Raw genomic sequence first — 12,881 nt, 5'->3', positions numbered from 1 at the left:
ATCTATGCTAATCGGGCAATCCGAGGTTAGCCTTTAATGGAGCCCAGCGTCAAGCCTTTGATGAAATAACGCTGGAAGAACGGGTACGCCAGCACGATCGGGCCAATGCCGATCAGCGCCATCGCCATGCGGATCGTCTCTCCCGGCAGCTTGGCGATTTCGGTAGCCGAGCCTTGGATTAACGCGCCGTTGCGGCTGAGGTAATCAGCCTGGGAGATCATTTTGTACATCAGGTATTGTAGGGAATAGAGACTCGTGTCGGTAATAAAAATCATGCTGTTAAACCAGTCGTTCCAGTAATGCAGCGTATTGAAGAGGCCAATAGTCGCAAACACCGGCAGGGATAGCGGAAACACAATCCGGAAGAATGTCCGCAGCTCCCCGGCGCCGTCAATCTTGGACGCTTCAATCAGGGCGGGCGGCACCGACATCTGGAAGTAGGTCTTCATGATCAGCACGTTGAAGGGCGAGAGCAGCATCGGCACGATCAAGGCCCAGACGGTGTTCTTCAGATCCAGCACCTGCGTGTAGACCATATACCACGGCACCAGGCCGCCGCCGAACAGCATCGTGAAGAAGATCAGGAACGCGAACACGCCGCGGTATTTGAAGTCCGTCCGTGAGATCGGGTAGGCATACAGCGAAGAGATGAAGACACTCAACAGCGTTCCGACCACGGTGACGAAGATGGATACGCCGTAGGCTTTTACAATGACTGCGTAGTCCTTAAAGATATAGGCGTAAGCCTCAAGACTGAATTTCTCCGGAAGAAACTGATAGCCGTTCAGCACAATGTAGTCGTAGTCCGTTATCGAGATCATAAACACCAGCACAATCGGCAGGATGCAGGCAATCGCCAGAAGTATAAAAATGATGTTCAGGATCAGGTTGGCAGTTCTGGATATTTCGTTGGTAGTCACGGATTCCCCTCCTCATAATCGCCCGTGTTCAGCGGGTTAAAAGACAGCCTGATCCTTGTCGACCTTGCGCACAATCCAGTTGGAGCCCAGCACCAGGAAGAACCCGACAATAGATTGATACAGCCCCGCCGCCGCCGACATGCCCAGGTTGCCCATGTTGATCAGCGCGTTGTACACATAAGTATCGATGACCAGCGTGGTCGGATATAAGGCTCCCGAATTCAGCGTAGTCTGGTAGAACAACCCGAAGTCGGAGCGGAAAATGCCGCCAATCGCCAGAATGGTGGTGATAATAATGACCGGCCGGATCAGCGGCACCGTAATATGCTTAATCTGCTTCCACTTGCTGGCCCCGTCGATCAGCGCTGCCTCGTAATACTCATTGTCGATGCCGATGATCGCCGCCAGATAGATGACACAGCCGTAGCCGACCCCTTTCCAGAGGTTGATCAGCGGCAGAATGAACGGCCAATATTTCGGCTCTGAATACCAGTTCAGCTCATCCAGCCCGAAGAGGGCGAATACCCCTTTGTTGATGAATCCGTACTCCACGTTGAGGAAAGCGAATACAAGATAACTCACCACAACCATCGACAGGAAATACGGGAAGAACATAATACTCTGGTAGAATTTGGCCGCCAGCTTATTCTTCAGCTCATTGAGGGCAATCGCGATCGAGACGGCAATGACCAGATTCAATATAATAAATACGAAATTGTAGAGCACCGTATTGCGGGTGATAATCCAGGCATCTTCGGTGGCGAACAGGAACTTGAAGTTGTCCAGCCCCACCCAGGGGCTTCCGAGAATGCCGTCCACGTAATTAATGTTCTTGAACGCAATGATGATGCCGAACATCGGCAGGTAATTGTTGATCAGCAGAAAAACAACACCAGGCAGCAGCATCAGCAGCAGCACTTTATTCTTCAGCAGATGTTTGAGTACAGAGCCTTTCTTGGTCCTTCTCCCTGTCGGCAGGGACTGCCCGGGGAGGGCCGTGCTCTTCTGTTCACGAGTAATCATGACCTACGCCTCCTGATTCCTTGAGCTTACGCTCCTGTGTTTCATGACTTAAGTGTAAAGGCTCAGGCAGAGAGACTAAATATGGCCATCTATAAAAAAAGTTAAAAATCCTACAGAGTTTCCTGGCGCCGCTCTCAAGTGACCGGGAGGACACAGCAGTGCGGGTTATTGAGGTAGGGCAGTCGTTAATAGCAAAATCCCCCCGCTTGCCAGCAGTCCGGACAGCGGGGGGATTGGTTACTACTTATGGCACACTGAGGATTTAGAGTGCTGCCCTAGAGCCTTCAGAGAATTTAGATGCGATAGTGCATCTAATTTCAGCTGAAACACATGTTATCAGGCAAATAAGTGCGAATCTGCAACTAATATCGAGTAAATCGATTCTTCAGCGCTCACAATCCGAAATTAGATGCCTTTTCGCACTTATTTGCTCTAAAACGGAAAAACCCAGCTAATTAGATGCAGATTCGCAACTAATTAGCTGGGTTGTACTTATGGCGATCAAGAAGCTTAGTCTCTGATGCTCATATCTTACGGAGGACAAGTAGTAACCAAAAAGGCATCTAATTTCGGCATTTCAACTAAATGATCCTGATTTCATCAAGATTAGTTGCAGCAGAAATGTATGGGGAAAAGTTACTGCTTTTCGCTTACTGCTGGGCTTCGCTCGCCCTATCGCTAAGGCTTGTGCTGTCAAGCGGCTGCTGCGGATCAAAGCCAGGAAACGTATACTCCTCGCGGTTGAACACATACCCGGTATCGGCAATATCCAGCATCTGATTCAGCCGCTCGCTCTCGCCCCGCAGCGCCTCCCGGAGTGGCTTCTCCCCGGAAATGATCTGCAAATACAGCTGCATGCGGGAGCGTTCGCCTGAATTGCGCGGTTCAATCGATACCGTATTCGGATCATATTGATCCATAATCTGCGGTGCCAAGGGATAGATGGAGTCGGCGGCGGTAGGGAAAAATTCCTGAAAATGGGCCAATCCGGACGGCGTGCGCGGCGAATCGAGAATACCCTCCACCACCGGCAGCGCCAGTCCTTGCTGGAAGAGGGTGGACAGGAAGTCTTCCGACTGCATGAACCGCCACACCTTCACCGCTGCTTCGCGGTCCGCGGTCTTGCTGTTCACGACCAGCGGCGATTGCGGGACCATCATCAGCGCTCCCGCTCCGCGGCTGGAAGAACTCGCCGCTGGCGGGAGCACAACCGCCCATTCGTCCTTGGGCTTATACTCCTGCAGCTTGGCATAATCCCTGCTGGTCACTGCCATCATGCCGATATTGCCGTCGGCGAACTGTCGCAGAGCAGTGTCCTTCTTCAGCAGCGATTCCCCCGGATAGAGGCTGCCCTCCGCCTTCATCGCCAGCAGCATCTGCAGCCAGGGGGCATAGACACCCAGATCGTAACGGCCAGTCTTGTAATTGTACAGATATTCCCCGCTGTAGGTGGAGGACATCTCAAGCCCTGCCTGCAGGCTGTCCTGGGTATCTCCGGCGGCAAGCGCGAAGCCGTAGCGGTTCACGCCGAACCCCGCCTCGCTGATCCTGCGCGCGGCCCGCTCCAGCTCGGCATAGTCCGCAGGCGGCTGTTCAGGGTCCAGCCCGGCGCTGCGAAACAGCTGCTTGTTGTAGATAAACCGTACCGTCTCCACACTAGAGGGGAGGAAGTACAGTCCGCCCTTGAACAGAGGATGGGCGGCGTAACGGACAGCCCACTGCGGGAAGCGGCTCAGGAAGGCGTTGTCCAGGCTGCCGGAGAGGTCAGCCAGATAGTTTTTGTTCACATAAGTCGCCAGCCAGGCATTGTCCACGCTGAACACATCCGGCCCTTGTCCCGCCGTCATCAGCATGTTCAGCGTATCGTTATAAGCATCGGTGGAAATATTCATGATCACAATCTCGATATGGTCGGCGTTGGTTCTGTTATATTGCTGAATTGCATTCTTGACCTCCAGATTCTCTGTCCAATTGTACAGCGCCACCTTAATCTGTGTTCTTGGGGCGCTGCCGTCCTCCGATATGGAGGCATAATCCGTGGTCAGCGGGCGCTCATAGAGCAGGGCATATCCCGCAAGCCCGCCCATGCACAGAATAAAGATCAGGGTCCAGATTCTTTTCAAGGCTGTAATCCCTCCGTTGACAGTGCGACTTTAACCGCCTTACAATAAGTACCAGCCAATCTGATTCATATCTTCCAATATTATTGGCGAATTGGCAAGCAGAGATTGCCAGCACCTGGCGGGGAGGGTACCTATGAAGCAATGGTTCGATACGCTGTCCAAGACCCTCTTTCTGTATAATTTCAGCATCCGCAGCCGGCTGATTCTCTATTTCCTGTTCCTTGTTCTGCTGCCTACAACCATTATTTCCGTTGCCGTCTATAACAAGTCCGCCAACATTATTACACGCAATGTGAGCACCTCGCTGAGAAACAACCTGAATCTGATTCAGGATAATATGGCTGAACGGTTTGAGAGCGCTAACAATGCGATGATCTCGCTCTATCTGAACAGTGAGTTCGCCGATCTGATCTCCTCCAACCGGCCGACCGACAGTACGGGAATAATAAATGAACTAACGTCCCTGAACAAAATGCTGGAGAATTTCCCGGCCAACGGAACCTCCGGCAGCCGGTTTGTCCCGATGCTCTATATGCTGAACCGCCCGGAATATACCCAATACAATTTCTCCAGACGGGTGTACAATATCGACCTGATCTCGCAGAAGCCTTGGTACCGGAGCATCCCGGCCCAGTCGGATTTCACCGTGGTGGGCGTCAGCTCGCTTGATTCCCAGTTCACGCTCAAATTCGCCAAGCGGCTGTTCGGTATCCGCCATACTCAGCTGCCTTATGCGGGGCTGCTTACACTGGATATTCCGGTTACGGAGTTCACCTCGCTGCTGGAGCATTATAAACCTACGCCAAACAGCCGGATCTATATCGCCGATCAGACCGGAACCATTGCGATCAGCCCGGAAGAAGCGCTGGTGGGTCAGAATATCAGCACCCAGAGCTACTATGGCAAGCTGGGCACAGCCGATATTGACCCGGGCGGCTTCCGGACCTTCACTCATCAGATCGGAGGCGAGGAGATGCTGGTCTCCTATAAGAATATGGATAGTGGCTGGACCATCCTCTCTTTCTCGCCGGTCCGGGAGTTGAACGGTGAGCTGGCTTCCTTCCGGCGGGTGATGTACATCGTCATCAGCAGCTGTATGCTGATCTCGCTAATGATGGCCCTGCTGCTGTCGGAGAATATCTCCGCTCCGATCCGCAAGTTCATCCAATCGATGTCGCATGCGGAGAGCGGAAATTTCAACATTACGATCCGCTACAAGCGCAAGGATGAGTTCGCTTACCTGTTCAACCGCTACAACAAGCTGCTGCAACAGATCAAGGCACTGATCGACAAGCTGTATGTCACCGAGCTGCGCAAGAAGGAAGCGGAGCTGAAGACACTCCAGGCCCAGATCAATCCGCATTTCCTGTACAACACACTGGATTCGATCAACTGGATCGCCATTAACCATGATATCCCCGAGATCAGCGAGATGGTCACCTCACTGTCCGACTTCTTCCGCTATAGTCTCAGCAAGGGACGCAACATCATTCCGCTGCAGGATGAGCTGCGGCAAGTGGAGAGCTACCTGCAGATCCAGCATTTCCGCTTCCGCGACAAACTGGAGTATGAGCTGGAGGCCATGGACCCGATGCTGGCCGGTACCTGTCTAGTGGTCAAGCTGACGCTGCAGCCGCTGGTGGAGAATGCGCTGATCCACAGCATCCAGCGCAGGCGCGGCAAGGGAACGATCCGCATTCGTGTGGAAGCGGCCGGCGAGGTGCTCAGCCTCTCGGTCTTCGACGATGGCGTGGGCGCCGACCCTCGGCGCTTGAATGCGCTTCTGGATGACAAGCAGCCCGGCAATGAAGCCTACGGCATCCGCAATGTGCACAGCCGGATTCAGCAATTCTTCGGCGAAGCCTATGGCATCCGCTATTATGAGAATCATGAGGATGGCTGCGGCCTGCTCGCGGTCATCCGATTACCGATAGTAACTACCTGGGAGGAGGAGCAAGGCGATGTTGACGATGATCATAGCCGATGATGAGCCGTTTATCCGCAGCAGCCTGGTGAAGGTGTTCAAATGGCGGGAAGAGTTCGGGATTGAGATTGTAGCTGAGGCTGCGGATGGGCAGGAGGCTTATGATCTATGCCTACAGCATCAGCCCGACATCCTGTTCACCGACATTATGATGCCGCTGCTGGACGGGCTGCAGGTAGCGGAGAAGCTGAAGGCTGCCGGAAGCGCCACGAAGATTATTATCATCAGCGGAGCACAGGACTTCGCTTATGCCCAGAGTGCCATGAAGGTCAATGCGGAGGGTTATATTCTCAAGCCAGTGAAGCTGAATGAAGTCCGCGACATCTTCCGCAAGGTTATTGACCGGCTGCACCACGAACACGACACCCATAGCCATATGGAACAGCTGAAGCAGCAGCTGCAGGAGAATATGCCGCTCTTGCGCGAGAAATTCCTGCAGAATCTGTTATCTGGATTGTACTGGAATGAAGAGGATATTTGGGACAAAATCGACTATTTCGCCCTCCCCTTCCAGCGGGGTGAACCCTTGACCGTTGGGGTGCTGCAGCTGGACGATTACCAGACCGCGATCGATAAATTCTCGGAGGAATACAAGCAGCTGCTCTATTTCTCGATCCAGAATATTATCAGCGAATGTCTGGCCAGCCACGGCTGCGGCATCTGCTGTGTAGCCAACGAGAATGAATTCGTGCTTCTATTCAGCCGGACAGCAGCCGGGGACCCAAATGCAGACGCGGATGCTAGCGTGGGGGCCAGCTCAGCACCGGACGCGCTCTCCGCCATCTGCGAACAGATAGCCGGCAATATCCAGAAGTATCTCCGGCTGACGGTGTCCGTCGGCATCGGCAGAACCTGCGAAATAGGTAGGCTGGAGAGCTCCTACAAGGAGGCGCTAAGCGCGCTCGTGTATAAATTCTATACCGGCCACAGCTCGATCCTCCATATCAAGGATATCCAGCCGGATACAGAGACACTGGAGAGCACTTTTGTCTACAAATTCCATACCCGGCTGATGAACGAACTGAAGGTAGGGCATAAGGAGCAGGTCCGTGAGTTGATCGAATCCCTGTTCTCAAGGCTGGCCCAGCCGAAGCTGCATATTGACTATGTACAGAGCATCTGCGCTGAGCTGATCTTCACAGCGGCTCGAACGCTATATGAGATTGTGGAGGAAACAGAGGCGGCTGCACAGAGCCGGTTGCAGCTGATGAACTCGCTGTATGCACAGCAGAATATTACGGAACTGAAGGCCTATATGCTGTCGCTGTTTGATGGACTGGTCTCCCAGGTGGCCCATAAGAACGCTTCCAAGAACAGCCGGACCATTCTGGCCATCAAGAAGCTGGTGCAGGAGGGGTATGCGCAGGAACTGTCGATTAGCCGGATCGCCGAGGAAGTATTTCTGACACCGAATTATATCAGCCTGATCTTTAAGAAGGAGACCGGTGAGACGATCACCGATTATATCACCGGAATCCGCATTGGCAAGGCGAAGGAGCTGCTGCTGGCTACGGATCTGAAGGTTATGGAGATTTCCGAACGTGTAGGCTACGAGAATCCCCATTATTTCAGTACCGTGTTCAAAAAAACGACCGGAGTCCACCCGCTGAAATTCCGTTCCGGGCAGTAAGCAGCAACCGGATAGCCGATGGATGGCTGCGCATCCTGCATGAGGACAGCTCTCTTCTCCTCTCCATCCTACCTGTAAATAGAGGTTCTTGCTCCAATTCTGGAGAAGATTCTGGAGCGTGACCCGCTGCTGCCTGGAACTGTATCCAGTCGTGTGGACAGCATCCGCAGATACTCGAAATCGGGATGCAGCGCCTCATCGGTGTAATAGGCACTTACCCGGCTGCCCGGGAACCGTTCTTCATTTAGTGAGGCAATAATTTGCTCCGCTGAAGTGATGCCGATGCCATGGCCGTAATAGAGGTCCGGACCCAGCTTCACTGCGTTCTCGCCCTGCCATTCCGGCTTGCCCGGATCATGATCAGGATTCTTGAAGTAGACGATGTCTCCCGGCAGAATCTCCTGCTTCGTATAAGTTGTAATCAGCCGCAGATTGCTGTCATAATTCCAATCCCACAGAAACAGATCGTTGAAATGCCGGTTGAACGCAGCCTCCCCGATGGACAGCAGCGTTGCCCGGTAAAGAACAATTACCATCGCTGTAGCACATTCAAAAGCATACATCCGGCCATTGGTGTATATATCCATAATCGCCTCAGACGGCTGTACTCCGCGCCGCAGCTGAAATCCCCCGTTATCTGTGCGGAGCCAGAACAGCGGATTGCAGCGGGATTCGTTGAAGACGGCAAAATCCGCGCCGCTCGCATTCAAATCCCTGGCTGAAGAAATAATCTGCTCCCGCATATTGCGCTCAAATGCCTGCGCTGCGGGGTTTCGCACAGCTCCTACCATGTTTCGTACCTCCCTATATTCCAATATAGGTTATTGTACGCCTGGCATCTGCCATTGGTGCGGGGCAATCGGGCATTATACCGGGCTGAACCACTGGTTCAGGTGCGCGGTCTCCTCTGTTAGCAGATCCAGATAGACCGAGGTACGATAAGCGGTATCCTTGAGGCTTTTGCCCGTAATTTCCGCTATGCGGTTTAAGCGATACATCAGCGTGTTGGTATGAATATGCAGATAAGCAGCCGACTGCTTCAGGTTCCCGTCCAGCGTCAGGTAGACCGCCAGCGTCTTGAGCAAATCGGCTTTATGCTCACGGTCATGCACTTTGAGTGGGAAGAGCAGCGGGCTGGGGCGGTTCCGGCTTCGCTTCAGCTCCAGAATGGCCGGAAGGTACGCCCAGAAGCCTGCCTCTTCATAGAGCAGCAGCTCACGGGCAGGATAGGGCAGCAGCTTCTTTAGCTCGAGAATCGTTGCCGCCTCCCGGTAAGCACCCGCCGCATGGATATATTCCGTATACATCAGACTGCAGCCCGCCGTCAGCCGGCCCTCTTCGTGCTTCGCGATCCCTTCTGTCAGCTTATGCATAAAAGCAATCAGCGCCTCCCTGCCGGGCAGCGGAAACAGGAAGCTGAACAGCAGAATCAGCCGATTCTGCTCCGTCGTTGCCAGCAGCAGCTGCAGCCCCGAGAAGGAGTCCATGCTCTGGCGGAATTTCAGCATAAAATGCTCATCCAGCAGCCTGTCGCTCTCCACCACAGCGATGTAATAACTGCCCGGCAGCGGAATCGACCACAGCTCTGCCTCCTGCCGGATAGCCGGCTCGCTCGCATAATGCGAGGTCAGCAGCTTCCAGAAGAAATCCTCATGCGTCTTCTCCTGCTTCATCTTCCAGCCCCGCTGCTTCAGCAGATATCTGCCCGCTATGGCGGCGGCCTTCTCCACAATGCTCTCGGCATGGCCTTCGGCCAGCTTGCCGGTGTCCACGACCCAGATATAACCGAGGACCTCCTTCTGGTGTTTGATGCAGACGGCTAGCCGCGGCCCGAGTCCCACCTCCATCACCGCCGGAATGCGGATCGGCACCACTGAGTTCTGAAGCTGGTGCATGACCCCTTTTTTGCGTAGACCAATAATTACTGCATTAGGCACACGTTTGCCGATAATGGTGGAGATTCGTGCCGGGTCACTCTCCGTTTGGTGGGAGCTATAGCCGATCACATGGTGATTGCTGTCCTCTATCGTCACCTGGGACTGCAGCGATTCGCTGATCGTATCCGCAAGCAATTCCATACTGTCAAAAAAACGATCAAATGATGGATCTGAATCTGTCAATAACCCCACCCCAACCTGCAGAATAACCGGATCTTGGTATAAGAAAGTGATTTCATTATAGTACGCATCCCGCAAGCTGACTATAGGGTTCTCTGGCGGACAGCTATTGTTCTGAAATAGATTGAGTTAGGTGCCCCTTCAGGCGCTTAATGTAGATACTTGGTGAACACGGACCGTTGCCCAATCGCTGAACTGCTTTAAAGAGGATAAGTCTTCAATTTAGTTGCGAAAACGCATCTAATTGGCGGGTTTTTAACGTTTTGGAGGAAATAAATGCGAAAAGGCACTTAAATTAGCATTTGGAGTACATCAGGCCATATTTTCTCGAAATTAGATGCAGAATCGGTTACTACTTAACAGCCCCCTTGTGTTCCATGTGTTCCTCGTCCGAGCCTGTCATACAACACTGCGCGACAAGGAGGCTAAGAATAACAAATGAAGGCCATCGCCAGTAACCTGCACTTAAATTTCAGATTATTGCGGACTCAGGAGCCTCTATTCAGGCAAAAACCCACTAGTTAGGGCCTGTTTTTCCAATATAGAGGCTATGTGGTCCGCTAGACTCCAAACCCTCGCAGGGACCTAAGTAGTAACCACTTTCACATCTAATTATTCTGACGATCCAGAATAACATTTTATTCACAGCAAAAAAGCCATTCTAAGTATTCTAGAATCGCTTCTTTGTTTGCTGTTTGCTATTTGCTTTTTTCATTTAATGTTTTATATAAGCACCACTACTGCAGCTTACGGATAACATCCACAGGAATGTCTACCGTTTTGGATACATCTTCTGCCGAGAAGCCCTTGTTCAGCAGCTTGCGGATGATTTCTTCACGGCCCTGCTCGATTCCCTGCTCAATTCCTTGCTCGATTCCTTGCTCGATTCCTTCTTCGTATCCCCAGCGTTTCCAGGCAGGCATCAGCTTCATGATTTCTTCACCCTCCTCGGGAAATTGTATGCTTAATTCACGCAATATTTCTTCATCCTGCGATTTATTCGGCTTAAAATAGAGATCAGCCACAGACATAATGAGCGCCAGGCGCGCATCGTCCAGCTGGTAACGCAGCTTAAGCAGCAGCCGCAGATAGGCCTTGCGAACCTCCTTGGCTTCACGATCAGTATACCCCATTTTCGCCAGAAGCGCAGCAGCCACGGGATTATCCGAATCTACAAATTTACGCCAGTTATGGCTGCGCAGCTCCACCTTCAAGAACTGGAAACGCAGAATATCATGCCCCGGTATGCCGACAGACAGCGTATGCGGTTCATCTTTGACATCATCGGCCGTAAAAATAGCAATTGGAATAATCATCTTATGCTCTTTCCGATGCCGTTCAAACAAACGGCTATAATAGATAAACATCCGCTCCAGAAAATGGACATCTTTGTACGATTGCGGCTCCAGATGGATCAGAATAAACGCATCCAGCGCCTTGTAGCGGGTCTCCAGCAGCAAATCAAGATTTCGCGCTTCCTCACCAACAATATCTACCAACAGCTCCTGCATCAGAAAACGTGTCTGGCTATGGTCCAGCAATTCATCCAGCTCAGGGAAGAACAAGGCTATAAATTCCTCAAAAAAAGTCTCCAGCAATTTCTTGAACGCTTCATCATGGGGAGTTGCCTGCGAGTTCCATAGCTTCTCCTTTTCTCGATTGTTTGGCCTCATACTATCACTCCTTTCTGCAGCTAATATTACACGCATAATATGGTAATGTCTGAGACAAATAGAACATACGTTCTTTATTTTCAAAATAAAAAACAGCCCCATGATCGCTCATGAAGCTGCAGAAGGACACTCTCTCTATTACCGCCGCATCTCTTTTCTCGGTTCTCTATTTGGTCTCTCTATTTATGCTTAAATCAGCGAAAACTTCTGCTCCAGTGCTTGCTCCACCGTATAGAACTCTTCCCCAAGAGCTTCCGAAACAGCTTCACAGGTAATTTTGCCATTGGCAACGTTGACACCGCTTTTCAGTCCGGCATCGTCGGCGATGGCCTGGAATACACCTTTGTTCGCGATTTGCAGCGCATAGGGTACAGTAACGTTGGTCAAGGCAATCGTTGAGGTTTTGGCTACAGCTCCCGGCATGTTCGCTACCGAATAATGCAGCACACCGTGTTTCTCAAACACCGGATTGTCATGGGTAGTTACTCTATCGATTGTCTCTACAATACCGCCTTGGTCGATCGCTACATCCACAATCACTGAACCCGGCTTCATGGTCTTCACCATGGCTTCGGTAACCAGCTTCGGCGCTTTGGCACCCGGAATCAGCACGGCACCCACCAGCAGGTCGGCTTCGGCTACAGCTTTGGCGATATTGTAAGGGTTCGAGATCAGCGTGTTGATCTGTGCGCCAAAAATATCATCCAGCTGCCGCAGCCGGTCTGCACTCAGATCGACAATCGTTACATCAGCTCCGAGGCCAATGGCCATCTTGGCTGCGTTCGCACCTACAACGCCGCCGCCGATAATGCTGACCTTCCCTCTGCTGACCCCTGGTACACCGGAGAGCAGAATGCCTTGGCCACCGTAGTTCTTTTGCAGAAATTGTGCACCCAGCTGTACGGACATCCGTCCGGCCACTTCACTCATCGGGGTAAGCAGCGGCAAGGTACGGCCATGAACAACCGTTTCGTAGCCAATGGCGAACACGCCGTTATCCTTAAGCGCGGCAGCCAGTGCAGGCTCGGGAGCCAGATGCAGATAAGTGAACAATACTAGGCCTGGACGGAAATAGTCATATTCACTTTCCAGCGGTTCCTTGACCTTCATTACCATTTCGGCTGAGCTCCATACCGCAGCTGCATCCTCGATCAGCTTGGCACCAGCCGCCGCATATTCCTCATTCGGAAAGCCGCTTCCAACGCCGGCGCCCACTTCCACCAGCACCTGGTGTCCTTCAGCAATCAGACTCACTACTCCGGCGGGGGTGATGGCCACCCGGTTTTCATTATTTTTAATTTCCTTCGGAACGCCAATAATCATCTGTAATCTCTCCTGTCTTATATGTTTCTCTTATGTAATGAATCATAACATATGATTACTTATTCCATTTTGTTAAAAAAAGAAAAGA

The 12,881-nt window shown here is 52.1% G+C and carries 9 protein-coding genes; 2 read left to right on the top strand and 7 right to left on the bottom strand.

Annotated elements, in window-relative coordinates; all coding sequences use genetic code 11:
* Positions 1-26: 26 nt before the first annotated feature.
* The 3 genes from B9T62_RS33315 to B9T62_RS33305 form a co-directional block, all read right to left on the bottom strand.
* Positions 27-920: a carbohydrate ABC transporter permease gene (locus tag B9T62_RS33315; RefSeq protein ID WP_087919172.1), complete on the bottom strand. Its 894-nt coding sequence runs from the start codon at positions 918-920 to the stop codon at positions 27-29.
* Positions 921-956: 36 nt separating this feature from the next.
* On the bottom strand, positions 957-1,943 hold the full coding sequence (locus tag B9T62_RS33310; RefSeq protein WP_425436619.1) for an ABC transporter permease: 987 nt from the start codon (positions 1,941-1,943) through the stop codon (positions 957-959).
* 650 nt (positions 1,944-2,593) lie between these two features.
* Positions 2,594-4,066, bottom strand: coding sequence for an ABC transporter substrate-binding protein (locus tag B9T62_RS33305; protein WP_087919171.1), 1,473 nt, complete (start codon positions 4,064-4,066; stop codon positions 2,594-2,596).
* A 133-nt stretch (positions 4,067-4,199) separates the two neighbouring features.
* Here B9T62_RS33305 and B9T62_RS33300 point away from each other — a divergent pair, with 133 nt between their 5' ends.
* Positions 4,200-6,053: a cache domain-containing sensor histidine kinase gene (locus tag B9T62_RS33300; RefSeq protein ID WP_087919170.1), complete on the top strand. Its 1,854-nt coding sequence runs from the start codon at positions 4,200-4,202 to the stop codon at positions 6,051-6,053.
* Positions 6,028-7,680, top strand: a complete 1,653-nt coding sequence (locus tag B9T62_RS33295) for a response regulator (RefSeq protein ID WP_087919169.1) — start codon at positions 6,028-6,030, stop codon at positions 7,678-7,680. Before B9T62_RS33300 ends, B9T62_RS33295 begins: the two co-directional genes overlap by 26 nt.
* 68 nt (positions 7,681-7,748) lie before the next feature.
* Here the strand turns inward: B9T62_RS33295 and B9T62_RS33290 are convergent, their stop codons facing one another.
* The 4 genes from B9T62_RS33290 to ald form a co-directional block, all read right to left on the bottom strand.
* On the bottom strand, positions 7,749-8,471 hold the full coding sequence (locus B9T62_RS33290) for a protein-glutamine gamma-glutamyltransferase (protein WP_087919168.1): 723 nt from the start codon (positions 8,469-8,471) through the stop codon (positions 7,749-7,751).
* 75 nt (positions 8,472-8,546) lie between these two features.
* Positions 8,547-9,800, bottom strand: coding sequence for a PucR family transcriptional regulator (locus B9T62_RS33285; protein WP_169834469.1), 1,254 nt, complete (start codon positions 9,798-9,800; stop codon positions 8,547-8,549).
* Between the two features lie 734 nt (positions 9,801-10,534).
* Positions 10,535-11,470 (bottom strand): Rpn family recombination-promoting nuclease/putative transposase, encoded by a 936-nt coding sequence (locus B9T62_RS33280; protein WP_157794104.1) that lies wholly within the window; start codon positions 11,468-11,470, stop codon positions 10,535-10,537.
* Between the two features lie 189 nt (positions 11,471-11,659).
* Positions 11,660-12,793, bottom strand: coding sequence for an alanine dehydrogenase (ald, locus tag B9T62_RS33275; RefSeq protein WP_087919165.1), 1,134 nt, complete (start codon positions 12,791-12,793; stop codon positions 11,660-11,662).
* Between the last annotated feature and the right edge of the window lie 88 nt (positions 12,794-12,881).

The sequence above is a fragment of the Paenibacillus donghaensis genome (assembly GCF_002192415.1).
In the GTDB taxonomy this organism is placed as follows: Bacteria; Bacillota; Bacilli; order Paenibacillales; family Paenibacillaceae; genus Paenibacillus_AQ; species Paenibacillus_AQ donghaensis.
Note: the sequence above shows the minus strand (reverse complement) of the source record. Positions and strands in the feature narration are given on the sequence as shown.